Source organism: Caldisphaera sp., assembly GCF_049974385.1.
In the GTDB taxonomy this organism is placed as follows: domain Archaea; phylum Thermoproteota; class Thermoprotei_A; order Sulfolobales; family Acidilobaceae; genus Caldisphaera.
The window spans coordinates 49538-76468 of record NZ_JBMFIW010000004.1; the positions used below are offsets into that span (position 1 = coordinate 49538).

Genomic DNA, 26931 nt, shown 5'->3' on the forward strand with positions numbered 1-26931 from the left:
AAACTTATTAATAAAAAGTTTTATTAATTTTATATCTATTGCTATTTGGGGGAATAAAAATGGCATATGAAAAACTTGGAGATGTATATATAATTGATGTTTCTCCTGGAGATTTAAAAGGGATTATATCTTCCTTTATTATTTTAGATGATAAAGTTACTATTATTGAGCCTGGACCAGCTAAGGAATATTCTAAACTTAGAAAGGCTCTATCTGACCTTAATTTGAAACCAGATATTGTTGTTGCGACTCATGTACACTTAGATCATGCAGGTTCAACAGGTCATTTGCTTAGAGATTTTCCGAATGCAATATCATATATACATCCTAAAGGAGTAAAACATATTGTGGATCCATCTCAGTTGTGGGAAGCAGCAAATAAATTTTCAAAATTATTAGCTGATAATTATGGAAAACCTATTCCAACTGATGAAAAGAAAGTTTTTCCTGCAGAAGATTATTCAGAAATTAAAATAGGAAATCACACTTTAAAGTTTGTTCATACACCAGGCCATGCAAGTCATCATATGAGCGTATTACTTTATCCAGAAAATATCATATTTACAGGAGATTCAGCAGGAGGAATATTTAATTTTAAAAATGGAAAAGTTTATGCCATAACATCTCCTACTCCCTTTAAACCAATACAATATTTAGAAAGCCTTGAGAAAATGAAAGCCCTTAATCCAAAATATATTGCGCCAACTCATTATGGTATACATGATAATGGAACAGAGTATCTAAAGCTAGGCATAGAGAGAGCAAAAGTTTGGCTAGATATAATTAGCAGTGATATACAATCAGGAATTAATGATATAGATAAAATAACAGAGCACTTAATGAATGCAGACGAAGACTTCAAAAAGGCTATTGGTGAAAATATACAGTTTTTCACTAAGGGGTTTTTACTAGAATCTGTGATAGGCATGATAAATGCAATAAAAAATGGAGATTATAAAAAATAAAAAAATTTAATTATATTATTTTTAAGTTTACTCTACCTTTGCCCTAAAGTATTTTCCTGTCTCGGGGCTCTTGAATAACCCTATTTTGACTCCTTTTCCTTTCTTTGGAGCCAATGTCCAAACTTTTATCGGAGTTAGAGTAACTTCCTTCCCTGTTGTGGGATCCTTTACCTTTACAGGCGGTAACTTAGACGACATGATTCCTCACTATGTTATAGAATATTCCATGGATATTTATAAATTTTTACTTTTAAAAACTAGGTTGTTCTAAAATAAAAGATACAGTAAAGTATTATCAATTAACAATTTAATCAATTATTTTAAAAAATATTAAGATTTTTAGTGTATATATTTAATTTTGTTAAGAAGATATTAAAAGCTGGAGAAAATAGTTAGAGACATAAAAAGGTGAATGAAGTGACAAAATGGTTGCTAAGATGTAAGGAATGCAAAAATGAATGGGTTTTGCCTGTTAGCTTTGAACTTAATAAAATGAAAGAATTATATCATTATTGTCCTTATTGCAAGAAAAACACTTTTCATGAGCCAATTAAGAGACTGGAGGACTAATAGGTCTATTAAATGGGCTTTGTGATCTAAGCATTTTAAGTTCGTTATAAAATTCGTCTAATTGAAGAACTTCTTGGGATCCCTGTAACCATCTCTTCCTTAAGTTAACAGTACTTGATTCCTTCTCTTTATCACCAACAACAGCAATTATAGGAACCCATGATTTACCAGCGGCTCTAATTCTTGTTCCTAAGCTTTTTCCCGGCGGGTCATAATATACTCTTATGCCAATTGAAAATACTTCATTGAATATTTCTTTTGCATAATCTTCATGAGTTTCTTTAACAGGTATAATCGCAACCTGATATGGAGAAAGCCAAAATGGAAGGCTAGGTGTCTTTCCTTTATCTGCCATTTTTAGACCATAATCAATTAACGATGATGCTATGTTTCTGATAGGGCCTATGAAAGTTATAGAATTTTCTCTAACATTTCCAAAACCTCCCAATAAAACAAGTCCATTATTTCTTGATTTATATAAGATTAAATCTAAATCATAATCAATGTCATACGGTATATTAAAGCCACTTTGAGAAGAAGATGCTATTTCGATTGTATCATTAATAATTCCATTCATAAGCTCGTTTATCATATCATTGAACTTAGACTTGTCTGTTTTAAATGGTAATATCATTATTTCGCTTCCTGGAATTAAGCCTTGAATTACAATACTTTGATCCTTTACATATCTACCCATATCTAAGCAAGATTTAATTGTAGAGGATAAACCATCTATTCCATATATTTCTCTATGCGATCCTGAATAAATAGATACATTTTCTATATTGTTTTTATAATTAAACCATTCTATTAAAGAATTTATAACGTACCTGCCGATAGAATTTATACCATCGGATAAAATGCCAAACTTTTCTTGAGCTCCTATAGAATCGTTGTCCCATGGATTATTTAACACAGAATTATCAAAAATTTTATTTTCTATAGCTTCTTTAATCAATATTTTATTTGAATCTTTTATATAGAATGGGCCCTTTGGAGATGTTATAGTCCTAGATAGCTCACACATTGGATGCCCGGGACAAGTAATGCTAAATCCTTTATACCAGCCAAATGGCGCCCTATTAACAGTAAATCCCATTTTTTTCAGTTCATCTTCAATTGATTTAAGTATATTAACTGCCCTATTTGGCTCTGCTAAACTTGAGGAGAGATGAGCAAATGGATAAACAACAATGCAGTTCAGCTTAAATCTATTCGCATGCTGTGCTAACTCTGATGCAGCTTCATGAGATAAATCTGGAGTATCACCTTCCTCAACACTTATAAAGCCTGCTACACATTCATTTCCTTCAAATTTTGATGGAGGGTCTGGAGGATTTTCAATAGCTTCTTCAACAGCCCAATATTTTATATCCTTTAAATGTATCATCAAAATTCTCATTAATATGCACCTATATATTAGTTTCTGGGGAAATATTAATACATTCGCTGACCCGAGAATTTTAGACTTGCAAATCCATCAAATCATATCATAGCCTCATATGATACTAAAATATATAAAATTATAGCCTCTTAAAACAATTATTTATTAATTGAGGAGGATTAATTATGTCAGATGAAAACATAAAAAATGCTCAAGATAAAGCGAAACCTAAAGATATTACTGATCTACCAGGTGTAGGTCCAAATACGGCACAAAAATTGATAGAATCAGGTTATACAAGTATAGAAGCGTTAGCCGTTGCTACACCCCAAGAGATAGCCCAAGTAACAGGAATTCCTTTGCCATCTGCGCAGAAAATAGTTAGCGCAGCTAGAGAAACATTAGATATAAAGTTTAGGACTGCATTAGAATTAAAAAAAGAAAGATTAAACGTACATAAAATAACAACAGGTAGTAAGAGCCTAGATGATTTGTTAGGAGGTGGAATTGAAACAAGAGATATGACAGAGTTCTTTGGAGAATACGGTACTGGTAAAACACAAATATGTCATTCGATAGCTGTAAATGTACAATTACCTGAAGAAAAAGGAGGCCTAAGTGCTAAGGCTGTATATATAGATACTGAAGGAACTTTTAGATGGGAAAGAATTGAGCAAATAGCAAGGGGTTTAAATTTAGACCCTGATAAAGTTATGGAAAACATATATTGGATAAGAGCTGTTAATTCACACCATCAGATGGCTATAGTTGATCAATTATATGATATGCTTTCAAAAGATAATATAAAATTGGTTATAGTTGATTCTTTAACAAGTCACTTTAGAGCCGAATTTCCAGGTAGAGAGAACTTAGCTATGAGACAACAACTTTTAAATAAACATTTACATCAATTGATAAGATTAGCAGAAATTTATGATATAGCTGTTGTAGTAACTAACCAAGTAATGGCAAGACCAGATGTTTTCTACGGAGATCCTACTTCAGCTGTTGGAGGAAATATAGTAGGTCATGCGCCTGGAGTCAGAGTTCAATTGAAAAGAAGCAGAGGAAATAAGAGAATTGCTAGAATAGTAGATGCCCCCCATTTGCCTGAAGGAGAAACAGTTTTTGCTATAACAGAATATGGAGTTAGAGATACAGAAGAATAAACTAACAAAATATTAAAAATCCTTTTCAATAATTTATATCAGGGGAGAAATTGGAAATAATAAAAATGTTACCATATTTCTTAGTTGTATTAAACTTCGCAATATTTATCCCAGCTTCTGTTTTAGATATAAAGTATAGAGAAGTTCCTTTGTGGTATTGGTATGTTGGGTCTAAGATAGGATTAGTTGTATCTATTTTAGCATTTTCATTTTATTACCCAATTAAAGTACTATTAATTTATTATTCGATTAGCATTTTCAGCGTTTTAGGATTACTTATAGCATATTTGATGGGTCACATGGGTGCTGGAGATCTATGGGCATCCATTTTTTTAGCTCTTTCTTTGCCTATTAATCCTTTCGGGGGTTTTCTGCCTCCAATACTGCTAACTCTGCTCATAGCTTCTATCCTTGAGCTCCTAACAAGAACCATATTAACAGTTAAGGATTGCAGAAATATGAAATTAAACAAAAGATGCCTGAGTGCAGCTCCAATAAAGGCAAGAGAACTCTTAAACAATAAAAAATATAGATGGTACTTTGCTCAAAAGTCAACAAAAAATATATCTATTGATGAGCCTCATGAAACAATAATAGAAGAAAGCAATGGGAATCTAAATGAAATTGTTTGGGCTCAACCAGGACTTCCGTATATATTATTTATATTAATTAGTCTTCCTATATCACTAATTGTTAGTACGATAATTTAGGTGAAAAACATGGAGTGGCCGGAGCAATGGTACAAAAATTTATGGGCGCCATGGAGAATGAGTTATATAAAAGATTTCAGCAATAAAAAGGAAGAAAAGAAAGAGGAAAATCAAAAATGTATTTTTTGTGAAGCCCTAAAAATTGATATGAAAGAAGCCTTAATTCTATTAAAAGCTAAATATTCTTTTATAATGTTGAATAAATACCCTTATAATTCTGGTCACTTAATGATAGCACCATATAGGCATGTATCAAATTTGATAGAGCTCAACGATAACGAATTGTTGGAGATAAGTAAGCTGATAAAAGTTTCAATAAATGCATTAACTAAAGCTTATAAACCTGAAGGATTTAACATTGGAGTAAATATAGGAGAAGCAGCAGGAGCAGGCGTCCCTGGGCATGTACACATACACATTGTTCCAAGATGGAAAGGAGATTCAAATTTTATAACAATTGTTGGAGGAACTAAAGTTGTTCCTCAGTCTTTAGATGATACCTACAATTTATTAAAACCTATAATCGAGGAGGTTATAAAGGAAATTGAGCTATAAAAATAACAAAATTTACATAATAACTCATAATGATTTAGATGGAATAGGGGGAGCAGCATCTGTTTTAAGAATTTTAGGTAGGAAACTTAATGATTCTACAGTAATATTTGCAGAGCCATATAATGTAGAAGTTGCTATAGAAGGTATAATTAGTTCTTTACAAACAGGTGATTACCTTTTTTTAATAGATATTGGATCTAATAAAAGTAACATTAATTATGTATATAACTACTTTAAAAAAATAAAAGAAAAAGGTGTAAATATATATTGGTTCGACCATCATGTATGGGATGAAAAAGATATAGAGCTTATAAAGTCAACAGGAACAAATATTATTGTAGATACAAGCACTTGCGGAGCAGGAGTTGCTGCCAGATATTCACAAAAATTGTTTAACAAAATCAATGATGAATTTCTTGAAAAACTGGAAAAAGCTATATGTGCTTCCGATATATGGAAATGGGATGATGAATTAGGACCTAAACTATTTAGAGCCAGTTACGCAAACCATGGAGTAAACGGTCTTGAATGGAAGTTTAAAGTTATCGAAAAATTTATTAATGGAATCATATGGGATGATGAAATGCAGGCTCATTTAAACGATTATATAATAAAGGAGCTAAAAGGATTTGATGGAATATTATCAACAATTAAAACCTATGGGAATTCATGCAAAATATCTGGAGTATTTAAGGACGTTGACATACCATCAGATAGCATAGTAGGAGCTATGATGCTCTCTAGATCTAAGAGCGATATAGCTGTAATTATAAAGAAAAAGGGGTTTAATTTAGTTAGCCTCTCCTTAAGGAGTAGAGAAAAAGCAAATGTGCAAGTAATAGCCAAAAATTTAGGCGGTGGAGGACATCCCAAGGCGTCAGGGGCATCGATGAAATTACCCCTTTATGTATCTTTCATTTCTATGATAGACAAATCATTTCTAATAAAATACGTTATAAAAAAAATTTATTCAATAGCTTTAAGCTCTAATTCATGCAATACATCTCGAACACAATTGTAGATATCTTTAAAAACATTTATTGTTTAAGCAATACAAATATAAGATTCTTATTAACCTCGGTTAACCCATTATATGCAAAGAATTTGTTAAATGTAATTAGAAAGTAATTTCTTATTACGTAAAATTATGATTCCTTATTTCCACTTTCTTGGTTACTTTCTAACTTCTCTTTTTGCACTTCTGCTTGTTTCTGATTTGGTTCTTCAGAAGTCTTTTCGGATGTTTCTTCTTTCTTTTCTTCTTTCTTTTGTTTCTTTGGTTTTTCAGCTTTTGGTTTTTGCTTATCTAAATCAATAACGTTTTTGCAATTTAGCTTAGTTAATATTTCATCAACCTTATCTTTATCAACTATGTAAGTATAGAGATATTTATTAGTTCTAACCTTTATTTTTGCCTTACCATCCTTTTTATTCCTTTTTACTCTACATTCTATGCCCTTTTGAGCTATTTTTTCTAATTCTTCTAAGCTTTGCAATTGAATTGGCACATCTAACACCCAAACAGATAATAGAGATACAAATTTTAAAAATTATCTTTTTATTGCTTCTAAGGCTTCCTCTTTTAAACCCATTCTCTTGCTATTAAATATTCTAGGATCCATAATATCTGGTTCTTTTCTTATTATTGGCTTGAATTCCATTTTTCCTAATATATCTTTCTCCAAATCTATACCAGGAGCAATTTCTTTTAGTTCAATTCCATCTTCAACTTTTTGAAAAACTGCTCTTTCTGTAACAAACAACGCATTTTTATTTGATTTTGTTAATATTTTACCAGAACAACCTATTTTATATACCTGGTTTACAAATTTTATTATTTCTCCGTCTTTTAATATTGATATCTTGCCATTGTTAACTTCTATCTTTTTGTCTCCTGCTGTAAATTCGCCCGCAAAAAATATTTGAGGCGATCCTACTGCTATAGCTGGAAATCCTCCCGGCCCTGGTATTCTTGAAGGCATTATAAAAGAATTCACATTTCCGTATCTATCTACTTGCATAAATCCGAGGCTAGCTGCATCAATTATTCCTCCCTCATACATAGTAAATTGATCTGGAACCGAAACTATTGCAAATGGGCCAATTGATGCCCCAAAATCTGCCCCATAAAGGGGTTTGCCTCCCCAGGTACCGGATTCAACTGTTAAAACTATCAGATCTTGTACTTCTTCTTCTACTGCTACATCTGCTACTGTAGCAGGTATACCAACACCTAAGTTAACTATTATTTGCCTTCCACTTTTCTTTAACAATTCTAAAAGCTCAAGCAAAACCCTTCTAGCTATTATCTTCCTGTGATTCAATTCGCTCTGTATTATGTGTTCTCTAGATAATGGTGGAATTATTTTTCCTGAAACCATTGGATCATAGTCAAAGCTAGAGCTTTGCCAATGATATTCTCTAGGCGAAACAACAACATAATCTATCAAAGGTCCTGGCACCTCAACATCTTTAGGATTTAAAGATCCATAACGGGCTATTCTTAAAACTTGGACAATATTGATTCCTTTATTAGGCATAGCTTTTATTGTCTGAGCTATATTTAGCACTGTTCCATATGCAGCTTCATCCTCTAAAGATAAATTACCCATTTCATCAGCTGTTGTAGCTCTTATTAATCCAAACTGAGGCTTAGGAGCAGTATATAATAAATATTCTTGACTATCTATGTTAATTAAATGAACTTTAACTCTCCTCATTTTCATTGCTTTTTCATTAAGTGCCGTACCATCTAATCTTGGATCAGCTGTTGTGTATAGACCTACCTTTGTTAAAACTCCAGGCCTACCACTTCCAACTTCTCTAAACCAATAAGCCATAATTCCTATGCTCCACGCATAAGCATCAAACCATTCCTCTCTTACCATTTTTTGTAAGCTTTCACTCCATCCATAAAATGGAAATAAAGTTCCATCAATGAAATCTTCGTCTTTTCTTTCATAAATAAGCTTTGCTATTCTATCTAAACCTCTTCCAGGCGCGCCTGGGAAAGTGTCACTGATAATGAATAACTTTCTTGGATGTCCTGTCTTTAAATATAATTTATAAAGTCTTTCTATAAGGTATTCTGGTGCAGTTATCATATTAAAACCTGAGATTGCAACAACTGAATAGTCAGAAATCATAGAAAGTATTGATTCTGGGTCCTTTACTATCTTTCTATTAGCTATTTCCTCTATAACATCGGGCAAATTTATTCACCTCAAGTTTAATAGGTTCAGTAATCTTATTAAACTTTAAGAGTAGAAAATTTAAATTAGAAAGAATCATAATAAAAAAGGGTTTAAAAATGATAAAATACGTTGCTACAGATGTTGATGGAACATTAACCATAAGAAGAGGAGATGTGAGAATTAGCATTGAAGCAATAAATGGAATAAGATTGTTAGAAGCTAACGGAATTAAAGTTTCTTTAATTTCAGGAAATTCCTTGCCCGTAACTTTAGGTTTAAGAGGATATATTGGTGCATCAGGACCCGCTATCGCTGAAAATGGATGTATAATTTATTTCCATGGCTATAAACATGTTTGCAATAGCAAGCCTCCAGATGAGCTAAAGGATATAGCTATTAAAATGGGTCTTGTTGAAAGTTGGCAAAATAAATTTAGATTCCATGATTTGGCTTTCTTTATACCAAAAAATTTGGATAAAAGTAAAATAAAAGACTACATAAATGAAATAGAAAAAATTTCAAATAAATATGGCTTTAAAGTCTTATGGAGTGGTTATGCTTTACATATATTGCCAGAAAACGGTGGGAAAGGCCAAGGAGTTAAAATTGCAAGCGAATTGCTAGGATATAAACCAGAAGAAGTTGCAACAATAGGGGATGGTGAAAACGATGTTGACATGCTAAAATTTGGAAACTTTTCTGCTTGCCCTCAAGATGCATCAGAAGAGGTTAAAGGAACAGTAAAATATATTGCCTCAAAACCAGGTGGTGAAGGCTTTTTAGAGATTGCAAAATTTATTATAAATAAACAAAAATCAGTTTAATTTGTCTTCACAGCCTTATGGCTCTGTACTCGGCAAATTCCTCATCTAAATTTTATATCTAAAATAGGGCTATTAAGATTTTATGATGTTTTATAATAAAAATTATCTGTTAACTTGATGAATAATGTATACGACATGTTAAATACTTATAAAGTTAATTCTAAATAGAAATAAATTTAGTGAGAAAAAATGGAGAATTACAATAATATAATAAAATTAGATGAAGGAATTTATTGGATAGGAGTTAATGATTATAAGAAAAAAATGTTCGAGAATATGTGGCCCATTCCTGAAGGAATTTCATATAATGCGTATCTAATTGATACGGGAAATGGTTATGTAGTCATTGATGGTGTGGAAGAGTATTTTACTGATGTTTATTTAGACAAGATAAAAAGAGTTGTAAAAAACTTCGATAAAATAAAATATATAATAGTAAACCATTTAGAACCTGATCATCAAGGTAGCTTAGAAACTCTTTCAAAACTTGCCAATAGTGCTAAGATTATAATTTCATTTGTAGGATCAAAAATGATTAAAGATTTTTATGATATTCCTGAAGAGAAAATTATTGCTGTTAAGGATAATGATATATTTGATTTTGGAAACAGATCTTTTATGTTTATACATACTCCATGGCTTCATTGGCCAGAAACTATGCTAACCCTAGAAAAAAATAGTGGTATATTATTTACATGCGATGTCTTTGGTTCTTATGCTGGATTTAAAGATGGTATATTTGATGATCAGGTAGATATTAAATATTACGTTGATGAAGCAAAAAGATATTATATTAATATAGTTGGAAGATATACCAAAAACACATTGGATGCATTAAGCAAGATAGATAAGATAAGAAAATTAATTAAAATAATCGCTCCAGCGCATGGAATTATCTATAGACATAATATAGATCTTCCAATATCTTTGTATTACGACTGGGCAAAACCTAAATTAGAAAAGGAAGTTTCTATTTTATATATAAGCATGTACGGCCATACTATTAAATTAGTAGATATAATAAAGAAAAAATTAGAATCTAAAGGAATTAAGGTAAAGCTGATCGACACGTCTGAAACCCATGTATCCTATATATTATCAGAAACGAATAACAGCGGAGCAATTATTTTTGCATTCCCTACATACGACTCATCGATACCTATGCCTTTAAACAATGTGATATATTCGTATCAAGTTAAAATGTTTGGCAGAGATAGACCAGCAGGTATTGTAACGGGCTATGGATGGGGACCTATAGCCAAGCAAACGGCGGAGCTATTAGCAAAATCTGGTTTCAAAATAATAGAACCGTTAGTAACAGTAAAGAGCAAAATAAAACAAGAAGATATAGATAAATTGAACGAATTATCAGATAAGATAGAAGAATCTTTATCAAAAGTAATATCTAAATAAATAATTATTAATAATTAAAATTAAATAGCTATTCTAAATTTATTTCATCTCCATTATCTGGTATTATAACTTCTAAGTTATCATTTAGACCTTTTATTTCTTCAGATAATAGTTTTTGCCCTTCGGGTTCTCCATGGACCAATACTACTCTTTTTAATCCTTGTATACCTTTTATTGTTTCCAATATACCTCTTTTGTCCGTATGGCTAGAAAAATCAAACCATTCTATCCTTGCCTTAACATCAAAGTTCTTATTTCCATCACTATAATAACCCTTTTCTAATATATTCCTTCCAGGAGTACCTTCTGCCTGGTAACTAACCATAAAAATTGCATTTCTCGAATTATTAGACATTTTCTTAAGATAGTAAAGGCTAGGCCCCCCTTTCATCATACCGGCGCTAGCTATTATTACACCTGGTTCCTTAAGTGCTCTTCTTCTATCGTTCCATCCTTTTACTAATCTTTGTTCCTGCATTGCCTTTAGAAGTAAACGTGGTGACCTCAAATAACCGCTATGAGCTATATAAAGTTCTGCTATATCTCTAATCATTCCATCTACCCATACATTGTACTCAAAACCCTTTTCCTCGAGTAATGCCATTATTTCTTGACCTCTTGAGACTCCAAATGCCGGTACTAATACTATACCACCTTTTTCAACTACATCGTTAACATCATCGATAAACCTTTTTTCACTTTCCTCTCTGGGAGGATGGTTAGATGTCGAATAAGTAGATTCAATTATTAGCGTATCAGCTTTAACTCCATTCAATTTATGTGGACCTTTTAATTTTGTTTCTATAGTGTTCATATCAGCTGTGTATAATATTCTATTATTATTTGTTTCAACAAGAACACTAGCACTTCCAGGTATATGCCCACTGTCCATTAACGTTACTAAAAAGTTTCCGTATTCATAAGTTTTTTCATAGTTCATAGTTTCCGCAGAAACAAGCATATCATTAATACTTTGTTCATCAAAGGGTAAATAGGGCCCATTTAATTTTATCATATCTAATAACAAAATTTTACTTACGTCTAAAGTCAAAGGAGTTGCTCCAAGTTTTGGCATTACTGATATATATAAAGATGGAGCTGCCCCTATATGATCAAGATGACTATGCGTTAAAATTATTATTTCTATATCTTTTGGTCTTACATGAAGGGGAAAAATAGGTCTATCATTTTCATCGAAGTTAACTCCATAGTCTAATAGGGCGAATCTTTCGTCTTGCTCTATTAAAATTCCTGCTCTACCTACTTCCTTTCCACTACCTAATATTTTTATTTTTGACATTGTTTTTGCTGACCTCTACATCTCAATTTAAATTTATGTTTCGAACTTAATATTTAATAATATAGTACTTAGTTAACATATTTTATTGTAAATTTTTAATATTTAATATTAAAAAGTCTTTTATAATTAAAGAAAATAGAAAAAATATAATAATTATCACAATTAATTTTTCAAAATGATAAATAGTAGCTATTTAATTTCATAATAATACAATAAGTTAGAGAGTAGCACCTATAAAGGGGTATGCATACTAATAAATAAGGATGTCCGTCCTAAAGGACGGCAGTAGTTAGATGGCGATATAAATTGATGGGAATGAATCCGAAGGATTTAAAAAAAGCAATGAAAAGGCTTGGAATGGAAATTGAAGAGGTTAAGGCTGAAAGTGTAACAATAAATGGAACTGATGGATCAAAACTGATAGTAGAGGATCCGCAAGTTATGATAATTAAGGCTAAAAATCAACCTACAATGCTTTATATAATTGGTGAACCAAAAAAAGTAGAGCAGCCTAAAGAAAGTAAACAAGAAGACCAAATTAATGAAGAAGACATTAATCTCGTTATGGAGCAGGCTAACGTCGATAGAGAAACAGCTAAAAAAGCCTTAATTGAATCTAAAGGCGATATAGCAGAGGCTATTCTAAAACTGAAAGGTAGTTAGTTTCTTCAGCTCCTACTTTTGATCTTAATTTTTTAATTAATAAATTAATATCTTTTGCTAGGCTTAATATTAAAGGGATGCCTTCTAATCTTGCTAATTCTATAGCCAAAGGGTCTACATATCTTCTAGGTCCATGTATTATAATTATACCTGGTTTAACTAGCGAGACTCTTACAGCAACCATAGGACTTCTGCCAGCGGCAACATTAGAAAAAATTATTGCTCTTTCAGGTGTCGAACCAAGAAGAAAATAAAATTGAGGTCCACTTAACTCTGCTATCGCTCTTATACTATCTATTAAAGTATAACCATATGCTCTTATCGAATCTGAATAATCAGGTGATAGCAATACTCCATCAACTAATTCTATTAATCCTCCTATAGAAATAGGTTCGTTGAACTCCATCATATCTATTATAGCTCCTCTAGGTATACCTAACGCTTTTGATAGTGAATCAAGTTTTTTCCAACCTCTTTGATGATCAATAGCTAACAGCGCCCTAACATACCTTCTTATAAATTTAGCGCCTGGAGCCCTTCTTCCTTTTTCATAATCACTTATAACACTAGCAGAAACTCCCATAATTCTTGCTACTTCAAGTTGCGAAACTTCAAAATATTCCCTCCACTTTTTTAATCCCATATTAGGATTGTTACTATAAACTATGTCCCCTGCAATCCTTCTTGCTATTAAATCTGCAATAAAATTTTGAAATGATTCCTCCATTCCGGCCCTCTTTTATAATATATGTTTAATGCTTATAAAATATATTAGTTAACTAAATATAAAAATAATTAAAAATATATCTCTTAAAAGATATATAATTAACTCTATTAATAAACTGATCATTTAATTTTTTAAATTCTTCTAATAAAAGCTAAATAGGTAGAGGTGCAAACAATTAATGATGGAATTAATATATTTTGCTTTGCTTGCCATAGCAAGCATAATATCAGGATTCCTTGGTTCATTAGTTGGATTAGGAGGTGGTACTTTTCTAGTTCCAATATATACGTTATATTTAGGAGTTCCAATAATTTATGCAACAGGTGCCAGCCTCATTTCTACTATAGCAACATCAAGTGGTGCTGGAAGCGCTTATGTTAAGGATAGGATAACTAATGTAAAAATAGGCATGGGATTAGAAGTAGCCACATCTGGAGGCGCAATAGTTGGATCTTTGATAGCAGCTTGGGTTTATAGCCATCATTTAGCATCAGCCATATACATAGTTTTTGGTATAGTATTACTAATTCAAATATATTTCCAGCTTGAAAGATCAAAATTTGAAATCCCAAAAGAATCAAAACCTGATATAACAACGAAGATATTTAAACTTCATGGAGAATACTATGACCAAGCGCTAAATCAGCATGTTAAGTATTACGGAGTTAGATGGTGGCTCGGGGAAATAATTATGTTTATAGCTGGATTAATATCTGGGTTATTAGGTATTGGTTCAGGTGCTTTAAAGGTTTTGGGTATGGATTGGGCCATGAACTTGCCTATGAAAGTTAGTACAACAACAAGTAATTTTATGATAGGAGTTACAGCAGCTACTGGTAGCTCAATATATTGGATGTATGGCTACATTCAACCAATAATAGCAGGTATAACAGCTCTAGGAGTGCTTTTAGGAGCTTTTGCAGGAACAAAAGTATTACCTGGAATGAAAAACAAAACCATTAGATATGTATTTACATTTATTTTGTTATTCCTTGGAGTTGAAATGATATTAAGGGGATTAGGAATAATAAGGTGATAAAAATGGTAGAATTCGAAGATGTTATTGGATGGACTTTAAGGATAGGTGTTATAATTTCTGCAATATTAATAATATTTGGATTTGCCTTAATTTTAATTCATAACGGGGCAGGACCTTATACTTTAAATCAATTAGTAAATCCTCAATCTAATGTAAACACAAAAACAATTAAATTCAGTACTATTTATTCAGGGATTGAAAGCCTTAACGGCGTAGACTTAATATTATTAGGGTTAATAATACTAATTGCTACACCAGTATTGAGAGTATTTATAGGTATACTGCAGTTTGCTAGAGAAAAAGACTACCTATATACAATTATAACAATAATAGTCTTTTTCAACTTAATGTTCGCAATATTTATAATTCCACAGATTATAAAATGATAACTTATAAGCTGATCTAAAGTAACTATATATATTCTTTCTTAAAAATTTAAGGTAATTTCTAATATTTGGTGATATAATATGGCTAGAATAGTAATGCATGAGAGAGATCATCCTTATGCTATAAAGTTAGATAATGGTAAGGAAATACATATATGTGGATGTGGTCTTTCAAAGAATAAACCATATTGTGATGGAACTCATAAAAAAACACAGGATGAAGAACCAGGAAAAATATATTTGTATGATGAATCTAACAATAGAGTAAAGATAGTATCATTCTATTATTAAATTTCATAAATAAATTTTTACACCATAAATCACTTTTTTATTGGTGCTAAAATGGCATACACAGGAAAAGAGATTTCAAAATTTATTAAAGGAATAGAAGAAGAGCAAATACAACCTGCTGGTATCGATTTAAAACTAGACAAAGTGTTTAAATTTTTAAACAGTGGATTTCTAGGAAATAACGAGAGAATATTGCCCGACTTTGAAGAAGTTACGCCTATAAATAATATATATTTATTAAATAAAGGGGGTTATAAAATAAGATTTTATGATGCTGTAGAAATTCCAAAGGATGCTATAGGTGTTTGTTTTCCTAGGAGTAGTTTATTACGTATGGGAGCATCTATTATTTGTGCTTTGTGGGATCCGGGATATGTTGGAAGAGGGGAAGCTTTATTAAATGTTATTAATGATAACGGAATAAAAATAGAAAGATATGCAAGAATTGCACAAATAACATTTATAAAATTAAAAAATGAACCTGACAAAACATATAACGGAATATATAATAATGAGAATCTGTGAAGTGATAGTAAATGGTTTGCAGAGCATTAATAATATCATCGCCTACAATTGACATTATCAATGTAGATAATACTGAAAAACTATGCGCAGGAGGGCCACCTTTATATATAGGTTTTGCTTTAAGAAAAATGAATTGCAATGTATATTTTTATGGACCTATAGGGCATGAAACTAGAAAAACAGTAAAAATACAAGAGATGTATGATATAAAAACTCTAGGGACTTTTCAAGATGTAAAAGGAGCAGTTTTTTATCATAAATACAACAATAATTATAGAATAACAAATTTCATTGGGGAAATTAAAACTATAGACATCAGTGACCTAAAAAATAAGGTATCTGAAACAAGATATGACTTATTAATAATATCTCCTATATTTAATGAAATTCCGCCTGATTACATAAAAGAACTTTATAGGCCTATAACCTTAGATCCGCAAGGATATACTAGGTCACTTAAAAATTGGATAAAATTGATTCCAATAAATAACGTAGACTTAATTCATTTATCTAATGACGATTTACCTCTAAATGAAATTAAAAATATTGAAATAGGAAATGCGACTCTTATATATACCATGGGGATGGAAAATACTATTATTATTTCCAGGAATAAAAAAATTGAAATAAAACCTGAAGGAAACTTAGTCAAGGATAGAACTGGTGCAGGAGATATAATTACTGGTTTGATATCATATTATCATTTGTATGAAAAGCTAAATATTTTAGATTCATATAATATGGCTCAGAAACAATTTGAAAACATCATTAAAGAAGTTGGAGATATAAAATATAAAATTAATGAATTGTGATTAAAAAAGGTAAGACAAAAGGTAAGACAATCGTAATAATTAAGCCTTGCATTAATGCCGAGGAACTATTTTTAACACCAGAATACTTTATTATAATTCCTAACGATGTATCCATTGTAGTTGCTCCTCCCATAGCTATAGATGGGATTCCAAAAATCGAATAAAAAACTGGAAACAAAGATAAGGTATATGCTTCTCTTAGCAAATTAGATACAAACCCTATAACTCCATAATAAGGGTTATAGATTGAAATAAAGGGCCCAATTAAAGAATACCAGCCTGACCCAATTGATATGGATAATGCATAATTCAGACTCTGCTTCAATATAAAAGATATTATAAAACCTGATATTACATCACCAATAAAAACTGATATAGTCAATAAAATACCATTTTTTATTCCTTTTATTGCTGTCTTTAAAATATCTCTAGCCGAAATACCAACAACAACTCCTATTAATCCTAGTAATATATATAGCCAATATACTGCAATATCTTCCACATAATTCATAGGGAGCTTAATAAATAAACCTATTAGTAAACCTATAGCAAATACACTTAACGGAGGGATAAATTCCTTAAACCTATTTTCCATTTTTTCCACCCAATAAAATAAATGCTATCAATACACCTATAATACTTGGCAAAAATGAATATAAAATTATTGAATAAATTAATGATAAACTTTCTCCTCCAGATAAATACCTTGATATGAACTCACCAGCTGTGATAGCCATAAAAAATATTAGATCTAAAATAGAAATCATTACAAGCATGTTTAACGCCTTAGATGATTTTTTCCCAAATTTTTTGCTTATATTCATTAATATTCCTAAAGCTATCCCTAATATTAGAAATGAATATAGTATAATATCCGAAATCATTTGTATCACTCCTATGTTTATATTAATATATGAATTTTAAACTTTTTTATAAACTCAAATAGTTTCACAAGTTTCGAGATAAACTTATAAACTCTGCTATACATGTAATACTAGGATGACAAATATGTCAGAAGAAAATCAAAATAATGAGGTGAAAAAGCAAGAAAAAACCTATACGATTAGAGGTTTAAATGAAGATCTTTATGAAAGCTTTTCGAAAGCTGCTAAGGAGATGGGCACTACAGTTGGAGACTTAATGAACCAGGCAATGAGCCAATTCTTAGTGACTTTAGAAGCTGGTAAAGATATAGGTAAAAAAATAGGCGAAAAAGCAAGCAAAACAGGAACAAATATAATTAAAGGTCCATTTGATGCATTTAAACAATTGATTTCTAGTATTGCTGAATTTGACTTAGTAAACAACATAAATGAATTAAATGTAACTAAACAAGATCTAGAAAATGCTGAAAAACCAATTATATTCTCCAATATAAAAAAATTATCATTCTCTTCTGATGTAGATGCGACTACTTTTATTAATAAAGTAAGATCGATAAAAGTTGTAGACGAACTCATAATACCATCTAATTTGCCTTTAATTATGGTAGCTAAGAAATGCCAATTAGTAAAAAAGATAACCCAAATTAAACAATAAAAATTTGGTGTAAAATTGCTTGAGCAAAGAAAAAGAAAACCTAATAATATCTATAGTTTTTATTCTCTTAACTATTTTTATTTTATCTTATCATTTTTTGTTAGGTGGCAATTTAACTCAAATTATGCTTAACGTTAGCCTCAAAATATTAAACAAAATTGGCTATTTGGGAATATTAATTTTGATGGCTGCCGAAAGTGCGCTAATACCTATACCAAGCGAAATAGTTATGCCTCTTGCAGGAATTCTAGCTAGAAATGGCGCATTTAATCTATATATTATAATCATATATGGCACTCTAGGAAATTTAATAGGTTCATTAATTCTATATTATATAGGTATATATATTAGGTCACCTTTTATTAATTTTGTTGTTAAATATTTTAAGTTAAATATAAAGTATGTAAAACTATCTGATGATCTATTTAGCAAATACGGAAATTCCATAATATTTTTTGGTAGAATAATGCCTGCTATTAGATCTGTAATTTCATTACCAGCCGGTTTTTCTAAAATGAATTTATATAAATTTGGTCTATATACTTTGCTTGGTTCAATACCATGGAACCTTTCTCTGACTTTAATTGGATTTTACTTTGGGTCAAACAAATCATTAATTCTAAAATTCGATTATGTAATAAGTTCATTGACTCTAATAATTGGTATCTATTATTTAATAAAATATTTAAAATAACTAAATATTTTGCCTTAGCACTTTGTTTCTTAAAGGATCTAAACCGGTAACACTAATTTCTATATAATCCCCATTTCTTATATAATATCCCTTAGCATGACCTACTCCAGGAGGAGTTCCAGTAAATATTAAATCACCCGGATATAATGTCATAAGTTTTGATACTTCAACAACTATATTTGCATAATCATAATACATATCTGATGGACATCCGTGCTGAACAGTTTCTCCATTAAGTTTCGTTGTTACACATATATTTTCCATCTCGCTGTAGTCTTGTATAATTTTAATGTATGGCCCTATAGGTGAAAAGGTATCTAGACTTTTTGCTTGACTCCATGGCAAACACTCATTATTATTTTCTCCATATTGAAGGTCCCTAGCTGTAACATCATTTCCGGAACTGTATCCTATTATTGATTCCTTAGCCTCGTTTATGTTTGCGTTTTTAACTTTTTTGCCAATTAATATTACTACTTCTCCTTCATAATCTGGTTTCTTAATGAAATCTGGAATTACAATATTAGAATTTGATCCAATTAATGCACTTGGCGCTTTTAAGAAAAATGCTGGTTTTAAACTTCCTTTCATCTCTTTTGCATGTGCAACATAATTTTTTCCAATACCAACTATTTTGCTAGGATAAGGGTTGGGAGGTTGTAAAACAGAATTAATTGTATATTCCGTTTTAATATTAAATTGATCGATGTTTCTAATTAAATATTCTAAAGATTGGGGAAGATTAGTATAAAAATTTCTTATATATAGTTTACTGTTATCATTTTTTTCTGCTCTATAAAAATATCCATCATGAAATATCGCAAGTTCTTGATTACCCTGAATTAAAACATTGCCAATTTTTATGCTATCCATAACTATTCCCCATTTATGTTTTAACTTAATTAATTTTAAATATTGTTGAAAAAGAATACTAAAAAAATTAATTGCTGACAACCAATAAAAATATAGTGATAAAAATGGCTGAGACAAAAAAATGCATAGAATACATATATTTAAAATCAGATGATATTAGCAAATACAAAAATCATATATTTGTAATTCCAATTGGTAGCATTGAACAACATTGCGGTTTACCACTGGGACTTGATTCTATTATTATTAGCAAAATAGCATCAGATCTTTGCAAGGTAATGAATGATGTAATAATAATGCCTACTATTTATTATGGATTTTCTCCAGAATGGTATAATGCTAAAGGTACAATTACACTAGATATGGAAACTTTTTCTGGAATCATAAAATCTATTTTAAATTCAATAGCTAAATTTGGAGGTAAAAAAATAGTTTTTTTAAATGGACACGGAGGTAATTCTTATATATTAGAAAGCGTATTAAGGGAATGGATCTCAAATAATTCAGAAACTATTATATTATTAATAAATTATTGGAAGGTGTTAAATATAAATATAGGCCATGCAGGTAACGTGGAAAAAAGTATTGCTAAGGCATTAAATATAAATATAGAGGAATCAGAATGCAATGGCAAAATAGATCTATATAATGGTAACGCAAAAATAATCGTTAGTGGTCCTAAAGAAGAATCAAAAACTCAAGAAATAAATGAAATAAACCTTAACCATGATGACATAATCTTAAAAATAAAAGAAGAAATAATTAAAGCATTAAATTTTGTGAATGAAGAAAGTGGTTCATTTATATTATAGCGTCGAAAATAAAAGTTAATTAAATAAACAATTAAAATCTTTGTAAATATTTAAAAATGCACATTATTAAAATATATTTAGAAAAATGAAATCATTAGGTGTTAAAAATGGAACTAAAAAGTAACGATGCCATATACTTAAACAATGTAGTAAAATTATATGGAAATTATCCTGCTCTAAGAGGTATTACATTTAATATACCTGACGGAGAAAAGTATGCCTTACTTGGCCCTAACGGCGCTGGTAAATCTACTACTTTAAAGTTAATAGCAGGAATATTGAAACCAGATAAAGGAGAAATTAAGATTTATGGTATGGATCCTTTGACAGATCTTAATTCCAAAAAAATAATCGGATATTTGCCAGAAGATGCGACGCCTTATAGGAATTTATCTGTTAGAGAAAACTTAGAATATATAGGAGCATTAAGAGATATAGAAGACCTAGATAATAGAGTAGAAGAAATGCTTGATAATTTAGGTTTAAGGGAATATGAGAGAGCAAAAGTGTCAAAATTGTCAAGGGGGAACCTACAGAAACTTGCCATAGCTTTAGCTTTAATACACAGACCTAAGGTCTTATTGCTTGATGAACCATTAAACTACTTAGATATACCAACACAAGAAGAAGTGATATCTTTACTTAATAAGATGGGCAGTACAATGCTTGTTTCGACTCATATAATGGCTGTCGCAGGGAGATTAACAGATAAAATAATAATGATATCAAAAGGAACCGTTATATGGAATGGATCATTCGAGGAACTCAAAAGCATGGCCAACGAAGGTGAACCAATAGAAAAAGTAGTAGCAAGACTAATGACAAATAATCTTTAGACGGTGATAAGATGAGCAACTTCTTTAAATTGTTAAAATTTGTAATAAAAACTAGAGTATCAAATACTATGCTCGCGATTTTATTAGTAGTTATCTTGTATTCAATATTTACAGGACTAGAAATTATGAAATCGGGTATTAAAATTGAAACAAAAATACCTTCATATTATGCTGTTGCATACGCAACATTTTTTATGGCATTCTCTTCATTTTCAGGAGGTTTAGCTGTTTTAAAATCTGATAGAGATTATTTATTTATGCTTCCCATAAAAAAATCTCAATTAATAATATCTTTATTCATTGCGCAAATAATAGTTTTAGGCACAGCAATAATCGCTTTTGTAGGATTTTATTTGCCATTTCTTGGATTAAATTTATGGGAAATTATAGTTTCATTTATACTTTTTATTCTTTTTATAACTTCACTTAGCACATACGTTGGAGATCTACAAACAACAAAAAGAGCTATAATAGCTATTTTATTAGCTATATGGGGAATATCGCCCTACTTTGGCTTTAAACTTACACCCACAGCAATATTTTTTGGATATCCATTATATGGAATTATAATCTTGTTCCCAACAACCATAATATCTATGGCATTCACCGTTAGAAAATTAGCTAGCGTTAGCCTAGAATATCAAAGATCAATATCCAAAGAAGGCAATGCAGAATTTAAAGATTCATTGAGGTTTAACAAATATTCAAGACTTAAAGCGCTTTATTATCTTAACATTATGTATATAACGATATCTGGAAGAAGCGGTGGAATGGGATATGGGATTAAATATTTCTCCAATAGAATTAAACTTAGGACTTTATTAATTTATATATCAATATTATCAGCTATTTATTATATAGTTGTTTGGAAGCTATTTTTAGCATATGCACAAACAGCTTCTATTGTTATAACTATATTCTCAATTTCATTTTTCTATAGCTTTACACAATCTTCAATAGCTAATGAAAGACCATGGCTAGCATTTACATCAATAGATCCGGGAGAATACTTATCGCATCTAAGCCTTTCAAAGACTATTGCAACTTTTATAGTAACTCTGCCCTTAATTTTAGCCAATGCTCTGCTATATTTTGTTGGCGGAAAAGCAGCCCTGTCTCAGGTACCTTCATTAGCTATAGCCTTCCCATCAATTCTTATAATTTCATTTTATATAGTTTCAAAGTTTAACATAATTCCACAAATAAAGGAAGAAGGGGTTATGCCAGCTCAAATGAGAGGAAGGCAAATGTTTTTTGCTATACCAATATACGCAGTTATAATAATATCCGTAATATCATCATTCAATATGTTATGGGGTTTAATAATATCATTAGTACTGTTTATTGTATCTATGGTTTGTTTTGTTAATAAGAAAATGTGGAGAGACGCAGCTTTTTCATTGGTTGAAAATGGTTATACGTAATTATATTAATAATTTCCACCTTTTTAAATTCGAGTCTACTTGATATTATTTTAAATAAATTATATAAAAATTGTATAAGCGTTAACCGGGGGGTTAACAATTTTATTGGGAACCATCAATATTAGACGCTAGATTTGATGAACTTATTAGCTCCATTATTTTGTCATGGAGCAATGAAATTAGCTTTCTTCTATCCTCCATTAAAACAACATCGCTAAATCCTTTAGCAACAATACTATGAGCGAATGGTGATGGATATGGTAAAGGACCTTTTATATGAATTTTGACATCATTATTTTCAATCCATTCTAATACTTTTGTTGCTGCCTTTATGTCCATATAATCTTCTAAGATTTCCCTCAAAGTCTCCTTAATTATTGGCAAATCTGGCATCTCTTCTAAAAGTAATTCAAGAAGCTTTTGTGCATTGAGTTGCATTCTTTCAGGACTTCTTTCCCATCCCTTATATCTTCTTAGTATCATGAAGCTTCTTTGAGCAACATGTCTAAACCTTCTTCTCATCATTTCAGTTCTCTTTATTGCATTTTCTAATACATCCCTGAAATTATTTTTATTTATATCTTTTATTAATCCCTCTATCATTTTATAATCCGGTTCTTTAGTCTTTTCGATAGCCTGATATGAAAGCATGAAACCATTATCTGTTACAGTTATTTTAACAGGCAATCCTAATTCATTTGATAATACACTTGCATAAGCTCTTGATAATGCATCATTTGCCCTTCTGCCAAAAAGCATGTGAAATACTATATTCCATCCATCTTCATCTCTAAAATATTCAATTAATATGTTTTTATTTCCAGGAACTATACCTACATAAGCAAGTTCTTCCCAAATATACCTGATTACCTCATTGGCAGCATGCTCTTCTAATAAATAATTTTCTATCAAAACTTTTTTAGCATCACTAACTTTTTTATTAACTAAAAAGTTTCCTATTTTTTCCCTAAATTCTCCTACCTTTAAAGCGCTATCAAAACTTAATGGCAACATCTCACTAAACCACTCAGGAACAGTAGGCTTTTTTCCTTCAGCGCTTTCAACCTTAATTTCCATACCTTTACTTTTTAGAAACCTATATGTTTTTCCTCCAAGTATAAAAATATCTCCTTCTTCTAATATTTCAACAAACTCTTCTTCCAAATTCCCAACATACTTTCCATCTGTAGTCATAACTCTTACCTTTGCCTCATCAGGTATAGTGCCTGTGTTTAGTTGATATATCATTCTTGCTCCTTTCTTCCTACCAAACAAGTTTTCATTTTCATCATACCATATCTTGGGAAATACTTTTTCATTTTCTAAACCATACTTTCCTGATAAATAATTAATTACTGACATAAATTCCTCCATGGTTAATGAGTTATAATTATATGACCTTTTTATTAATTCATATGCATCGTCCAAACTCCATTTTTGATCTATGGACATGCCTACCAATTGTTGAGCTAAAACATCTAAAGGATTCATGGGAATTCTAACATTATCAATTTGCCTATCTAAGGCACTTTTTGCTAAAACAGTGCACTCAACTAAGTCATCTCTATCAACAACTATAATCCTACCTTTACTAATTTGAGTTATATGATGTCCTGCTCTACCTATTCTTTGCAATAACCTGCTTACACTCTTTGGACTGCTAAGTAAAACAACCAAATCAATATAACCTATATCAATTCCTAATTCAAGGCTCGTACTAGAAACAACTACTCTAAGTTGACCTTTCTTTAATTTTTCTTCTACATTAAGTCTCACGTCCCTGGAAAGGCTACTATGATGGGCTTCAATTTCATCTAAATCTAACATTTTTCTGCTTGCAAGCAATTTCTTTAGTTTATATGAAACCCTTTCCGTTGCACTTCTAGTATTAGTGAAAATTAAAGTCGTTTTAGAATTCTTAACAAGATTTGCTAGGGTTTCGTATATTTCATTATTAATTTCTTCAGCACTTCCATGAATTAAATCTGTTTTTGGAGTTATGACTCTTATATCAAAAGGTTTAGAAAACCTCGCATCTACTATCTCTACTTCTCTAGGCTTTCCATCTTCATAACCCCCTAAATATTTTGCTACTTCTTCTAAAGGTGATATTGTTGCTGAAAGTCCTATTCTTTGAATACTTCTTCCAGTTTTGTTTTTGACCAAATATTCCAACCTTTCAAGACTCAGTGAAAGATGTGCCCCCCTTTTGCTTGATGCTATTTCATGAATCTCATCAACGATAACCCATTTTGCGGTAGAAAGTCTCTCTTTAAATTTAGGAGCAGATAGGCTGATACTTAATGATTCTGGTGTTGTTATCAATATATGAGGAGGCGATCTTAGCATTTTCTGTTTTATATTTGATGGAGTATCGCTTGTCCTAACACCTACATTTATTTCGCTTATATTATAACTTTCTTGACTTGCTATTTGATAAATCTCCTTTAACGGAATTAACAGGTTTTTTTCCATATCATTATCTAACGCCCTTAGAGGGCTTATGTAGATAGCATATATTTGATTTTGTAGTTCTCCTTTTTCGCTCATCTGAAACAAATCATCAATAATTGCTAAAAAAACTGATAATGTTTTTCCAGTACCTGTAGGACTTGAAACCAAAACATTTTTACCTTGTTTGATATATGGAATAGCGTATCTTTGAGGATCTGTAAATTGTCCGAATTTATTAGTAAACCATTCTCTAACATATGGTCTTAGCAGATTTAGTATTTCCTCATCTTCCATGTTAAATTCCTCATACTTAACGTATACATTAAACCTTTTTAGCTAATTCATCTTATAAAAATAAGTATAGATTATGATTATAATCATTGAACTATGTTTTCGTTATTGCTTTATTAAAATAAACAAAAACTTAAAATTATTATCCTTCTATAATTTTTTTAAAGTATCTAGTCAACATTAGATCATCGATTCCTCCGCATAATTTATGGGAGCAAAAAATTGCTATAACGTCTGATCCCTTATTATACATTATGGATGCAAGATCTGATAAAGATAAACCAATGCTACCATATGCACCTTCATCTATAGGTATATCTACCAGATTAACTTCTAAGCCTTCTAATCCCATATCTGAGTATATTTTTATTATATCTCTCATGGTTATAGTACCAACATAATTATTTTTGTTAACAACTAATACTCCACTTTTGTGTTTATTTATAATATTATCAACGGCATCTATCATTTTGCTATCATTTATTTCTATTACTGGATATTCTTTGTCTAAAATATCCTGAACTCCTATTTCAGGATGAATTGAAGAAATAATATAGATTATATCATGAGTCGTTAGTATCCCATAAATCCTTTCTGGATCTCCTACCAAAACTGAGGTTATATCTTTTTGATTCATAATATCTATAGCTTCTTTTATTGGTGTTGTTTTAGTAACATAGATAGGCGATTCCAGTTCAATAGAAGAAAGTGTTAAATTAGAAGGATTCGATCCTTCTAATAGTATTTTCAATAAAGATGTTAAATTAAAAATTCCTACTATTTGATCTCCCTGCTTAACTGCTAACCTTCTCAGCCCTCTTTCATACATAAAGTTTACAGCGTTTGATACATATTCATTAATGTCTATAGAAATTAATGGTTTTGATGCTATCTCATAAATGCTTTCATTTATTGACAACCTCACACCCATTATTTAATGCCAAGCAATAATTATAAATATTAAGAAACTTTACAGAATTTTTCTATAGATACATGATTTATTTAGTTTTTATCAACATTTTTTAATAATTATTACATAATTTTTGAAATTATAAGCCTTAATATCTATAATAAATGTGAATAGTTTCGTTATTAAACATAACAAATTCACTTATCTGTGTTTTTATAAAAATAAAATGTAATTAGTATAAAATTTATAAGCCTTGAATAATTAATAAAAATTGATAGTGATTAGCATTGTCAGATATGTTATCTAAAGAAGAGAAATTAAAAATTTTAAAATCAATTGAGACTGATGAAGAGTTTAGATACTCTTTATTGGGAGCATTGGGCCTAACTGAAATAATAAAGAGACTTGATACTCTTGAAAAAAACCAGGAAATGATATTATTAGAAATAAGAAAGTTATGGGAAGAGGTTAAGGAGTTAAAGGAAAGTCAGAACAAGTTATGGGAAGAGGTTAAGGAGTTAAAGGAAAGTCAGAACAAGTTATGGGAAGAGGTTAAGGAGTTAAAGGAAAG

Annotated in this window: 29 protein-coding genes and 2 pseudogenes; 20 read left to right on the plus strand and 11 right to left on the minus strand. The window is 30.5% G+C overall.

The window, feature by feature from the left end; all coding sequences use genetic code 11:
- Positions 1–59 precede the first annotated feature (59 nt).
- A complete protein-coding gene (locus tag ACP5GV_RS01950; RefSeq protein ID WP_428101985.1) occupies positions 60–965 on the plus strand; it encodes an MBL fold metallo-hydrolase in 906 nt (301 codons plus the stop codon).
- A 27-nt stretch (positions 966–992) separates the two neighbouring features.
- Here ACP5GV_RS01950 and ACP5GV_RS01955 read toward each other — a convergent pair whose 3' ends face one another.
- The gene (locus ACP5GV_RS01955) at positions 993–1163 is read right to left on the minus strand and encodes a chromatin protein Cren7 (protein WP_015231698.1); all 171 of its coding nucleotides are present in this window, start codon (positions 1161–1163) and stop codon (positions 993–995) included.
- Positions 1164–1382: 219 nt separating this feature from the next.
- Here ACP5GV_RS01955 and ACP5GV_RS01960 point away from each other — a divergent pair, with 219 nt between their 5' ends.
- A complete protein-coding gene (locus ACP5GV_RS01960; protein WP_292320307.1) occupies positions 1383–1535 on the plus strand; it encodes a hypothetical protein in 153 nt (50 codons plus the stop codon).
- On the opposite strand, the gene ACP5GV_RS01965 is transcribed toward ACP5GV_RS01960, so the two are convergent.
- A complete protein-coding gene (locus ACP5GV_RS01965; RefSeq protein WP_428089673.1) occupies positions 1516–2937 on the minus strand; it encodes a threonyl-tRNA synthetase editing domain-containing protein in 1422 nt (473 codons plus the stop codon). The genes ACP5GV_RS01960 and ACP5GV_RS01965 overlap by 20 nt on opposite strands.
- A 167-nt stretch (positions 2938–3104) precedes the next feature.
- Between ACP5GV_RS01965 and radA the strand changes: the two genes are divergently transcribed.
- The 4 genes from radA to ACP5GV_RS01985 are packed head-to-tail and all read left to right on the plus strand — an operon-like array spanning position 3105 to position 6374.
- Positions 3105–4088 (plus strand): DNA repair and recombination protein RadA, encoded by a 984-nt coding sequence (gene radA, locus ACP5GV_RS01970; protein WP_428068271.1) that lies wholly within the window; start codon positions 3105–3107, stop codon positions 4086–4088.
- Between the two features lie 50 nt (positions 4089–4138).
- Positions 4139–4798: a prepilin peptidase gene (locus tag ACP5GV_RS01975; protein ID WP_428101987.1), complete on the plus strand. Its 660-nt coding sequence runs from the start codon at positions 4139–4141 to the stop codon at positions 4796–4798.
- Between the two features lie 9 nt (positions 4799–4807).
- Positions 4808–5353 carry an HIT family protein gene (locus tag ACP5GV_RS01980; protein ID WP_428068275.1) on the plus strand — a complete coding sequence of 182 codons (546 nt, stop codon included), beginning with the start codon at positions 4808–4810 and terminating at the stop codon, positions 5351–5353.
- Positions 5343–6374: a DHH family phosphoesterase gene (locus ACP5GV_RS01985; protein ID WP_428101989.1), complete on the plus strand. Its 1032-nt coding sequence runs from the start codon at positions 5343–5345 to the stop codon at positions 6372–6374. Before ACP5GV_RS01980 ends, ACP5GV_RS01985 begins: the two co-directional genes overlap by 11 nt.
- Before the next feature lie 124 nt (positions 6375–6498).
- Here ACP5GV_RS01985 and ACP5GV_RS01990 read toward each other — a convergent pair whose 3' ends face one another.
- Together ACP5GV_RS01990 and ACP5GV_RS01995 are read right to left on the minus strand one after the other, a co-directional pair.
- On the minus strand, positions 6499–6861 hold the full coding sequence (locus tag ACP5GV_RS01990; protein WP_428089670.1) for a hypothetical protein: 363 nt from the start codon (positions 6859–6861) through the stop codon (positions 6499–6501).
- Positions 6862–6903: 42 nt separating this feature from the next.
- A complete protein-coding gene (locus tag ACP5GV_RS01995) occupies positions 6904–8499 on the minus strand; it encodes an acyl CoA:acetate/3-ketoacid CoA transferase (RefSeq protein ID WP_428102000.1) in 1596 nt (531 codons plus the stop codon).
- 164 nt (positions 8500–8663) lie between these two features.
- Here ACP5GV_RS01995 and ACP5GV_RS02000 point away from each other — a divergent pair, with 164 nt between their 5' ends.
- Both ACP5GV_RS02000 and ACP5GV_RS02005 read left to right on the plus strand, forming a co-directional pair.
- The gene (locus ACP5GV_RS02000) at positions 8664–9371 is read left to right on the plus strand and encodes a phosphoglycolate phosphatase (RefSeq protein ID WP_428068281.1); all 708 of its coding nucleotides are present in this window, start codon (positions 8664–8666) and stop codon (positions 9369–9371) included.
- Positions 9372–9560: 189 nt separating this feature from the next.
- Positions 9561–10784 carry an FprA family A-type flavoprotein gene (locus ACP5GV_RS02005; protein ID WP_428068283.1) on the plus strand — a complete coding sequence of 408 codons (1224 nt, stop codon included), beginning with the start codon at positions 9561–9563 and terminating at the stop codon, positions 10782–10784.
- Between the two features lie 28 nt (positions 10785–10812).
- Here ACP5GV_RS02005 and ACP5GV_RS02010 read toward each other — a convergent pair whose 3' ends face one another.
- Positions 10813–12084 (minus strand): MBL fold metallo-hydrolase, encoded by a 1272-nt coding sequence (locus tag ACP5GV_RS02010; RefSeq protein WP_292320288.1) that lies wholly within the window; start codon positions 12082–12084, stop codon positions 10813–10815.
- A 306-nt stretch (positions 12085–12390) separates the two neighbouring features.
- Between ACP5GV_RS02010 and ACP5GV_RS02015 the strand changes: the two genes are divergently transcribed.
- On the plus strand, positions 12391–12747 hold the full coding sequence (locus ACP5GV_RS02015; RefSeq protein WP_428101991.1) for a nascent polypeptide-associated complex protein: 357 nt from the start codon (positions 12391–12393) through the stop codon (positions 12745–12747).
- On the opposite strand, the gene ACP5GV_RS02020 is transcribed toward ACP5GV_RS02015, so the two are convergent.
- Entirely contained in the window at positions 12722–13474 is a 753-nt protein-coding gene (locus ACP5GV_RS02020) for a helix-turn-helix domain-containing protein (RefSeq protein WP_428068287.1), read from the minus strand. The genes ACP5GV_RS02015 and ACP5GV_RS02020 overlap by 26 nt on opposite strands.
- A gap of 178 nt (positions 13475–13652) precedes the next feature.
- On the opposite strand from ACP5GV_RS02020, the gene ACP5GV_RS02025 reads away from it, so the two are divergent.
- From ACP5GV_RS02025 to ACP5GV_RS02045, 5 genes are all read left to right on the plus strand, one after another.
- Complete coding sequence (locus tag ACP5GV_RS02025) at positions 13653–14510, plus strand: sulfite exporter TauE/SafE family protein (protein WP_428089663.1); 858 nt, start codon at positions 13653–13655, stop codon at positions 14508–14510.
- 5 nt (positions 14511–14515) lie between these two features.
- A complete protein-coding gene (locus tag ACP5GV_RS02030; protein ID WP_428068291.1) occupies positions 14516–14899 on the plus strand; it encodes a DUF1634 domain-containing protein in 384 nt (127 codons plus the stop codon).
- A gap of 81 nt (positions 14900–14980) precedes the next feature.
- The gene (locus ACP5GV_RS02035) at positions 14981–15190 is read left to right on the plus strand and encodes a CDGSH iron-sulfur domain-containing protein (RefSeq protein WP_292320280.1); all 210 of its coding nucleotides are present in this window, start codon (positions 14981–14983) and stop codon (positions 15188–15190) included.
- A 51-nt stretch (positions 15191–15241) separates the two neighbouring features.
- Positions 15242–15715 carry a deoxyuridine 5'-triphosphate nucleotidohydrolase gene (locus tag ACP5GV_RS02040; protein ID WP_428089658.1) on the plus strand — a complete coding sequence of 158 codons (474 nt, stop codon included), beginning with the start codon at positions 15242–15244 and terminating at the stop codon, positions 15713–15715.
- Positions 15716–15726: 11 nt separating this feature from the next.
- The gene (locus ACP5GV_RS02045; protein ID WP_428068295.1) at positions 15727–16527 is read left to right on the plus strand and encodes a hypothetical protein; all 801 of its coding nucleotides are present in this window, start codon (positions 15727–15729) and stop codon (positions 16525–16527) included.
- Here the strand turns inward: ACP5GV_RS02045 and ACP5GV_RS02050 are convergent.
- Both ACP5GV_RS02050 and ACP5GV_RS02055 read right to left on the minus strand, forming a co-directional pair.
- Positions 16514–17122 carry a lysine exporter LysO family protein gene (locus ACP5GV_RS02050; RefSeq protein ID WP_428101993.1) on the minus strand — a complete coding sequence of 203 codons (609 nt, stop codon included), beginning with the start codon at positions 17120–17122 and terminating at the stop codon, positions 16514–16516. The two genes, ACP5GV_RS02045 and ACP5GV_RS02050, sit on opposite strands and share 14 nt — an antisense overlap.
- Entirely contained in the window at positions 17112–17411 is a 300-nt protein-coding gene (locus tag ACP5GV_RS02055) for a hypothetical protein (RefSeq protein WP_428068299.1), read from the minus strand. Before ACP5GV_RS02055 ends, ACP5GV_RS02050 begins: the two co-directional genes overlap by 11 nt.
- Before the next feature lie 124 nt (positions 17412–17535).
- On the opposite strand from ACP5GV_RS02055, the gene ACP5GV_RS02060 reads away from it, so the two are divergent.
- Both ACP5GV_RS02060 and ACP5GV_RS02065 read left to right on the plus strand, forming a co-directional pair.
- Complete coding sequence (locus ACP5GV_RS02060; RefSeq protein WP_428089651.1) at positions 17536–18066, plus strand: hypothetical protein; 531 nt, start codon at positions 17536–17538, stop codon at positions 18064–18066.
- A 19-nt stretch (positions 18067–18085) separates the two neighbouring features.
- Positions 18086–18760, plus strand: a complete 675-nt coding sequence (locus ACP5GV_RS02065) for a DedA family protein (RefSeq protein WP_428068303.1) — start codon at positions 18086–18088, stop codon at positions 18758–18760.
- On the opposite strand, the gene ACP5GV_RS02070 is transcribed toward ACP5GV_RS02065, so the two are convergent.
- Entirely contained in the window at positions 18761–19633 is an 873-nt protein-coding gene (locus ACP5GV_RS02070; protein ID WP_428101996.1) for a fumarylacetoacetate hydrolase family protein, read from the minus strand.
- A 104-nt stretch (positions 19634–19737) separates the two neighbouring features.
- Between ACP5GV_RS02070 and ACP5GV_RS02075 the strand changes: the two genes are divergently transcribed.
- The 3 genes from ACP5GV_RS02075 (at position 19738) to ACP5GV_RS02085 (ending at position 22705) form a co-directional block, all read left to right on the plus strand.
- Positions 19738–20445 carry a creatininase family protein gene (locus ACP5GV_RS02075; RefSeq protein WP_428089649.1) on the plus strand — a complete coding sequence of 236 codons (708 nt, stop codon included), beginning with the start codon at positions 19738–19740 and terminating at the stop codon, positions 20443–20445.
- A gap of 107 nt (positions 20446–20552) precedes the next feature.
- Complete coding sequence (locus ACP5GV_RS02080) at positions 20553–21281, plus strand: ABC transporter ATP-binding protein (protein ID WP_428068309.1); 729 nt, start codon at positions 20553–20555, stop codon at positions 21279–21281.
- A gap of 11 nt (positions 21282–21292) precedes the next feature.
- Positions 21293–22705, plus strand: a complete 1413-nt coding sequence (locus ACP5GV_RS02085; protein ID WP_428068311.1) for a hypothetical protein — start codon at positions 21293–21295, stop codon at positions 22703–22705.
- Positions 22706–22807: 102 nt separating this feature from the next.
- Here the strand turns inward: ACP5GV_RS02085 and ACP5GV_RS02090 are convergent.
- A pseudogene (locus ACP5GV_RS02090) lies at positions 22808–25474 on the minus strand (ATP-dependent helicase); the annotation flags it as partial.
- Positions 25475–25592: 118 nt separating this feature from the next.
- Complete coding sequence (locus ACP5GV_RS02095) at positions 25593–26369, minus strand: CBS domain-containing protein (protein WP_428068313.1); 777 nt, start codon at positions 26367–26369, stop codon at positions 25593–25595.
- Positions 26370–26647: 278 nt separating this feature from the next.
- Here ACP5GV_RS02095 and ACP5GV_RS02100 point away from each other — a divergent pair.
- Positions 26648–26931: pseudogene (locus tag ACP5GV_RS02100) on the plus strand (hypothetical protein); the annotation flags it as partial.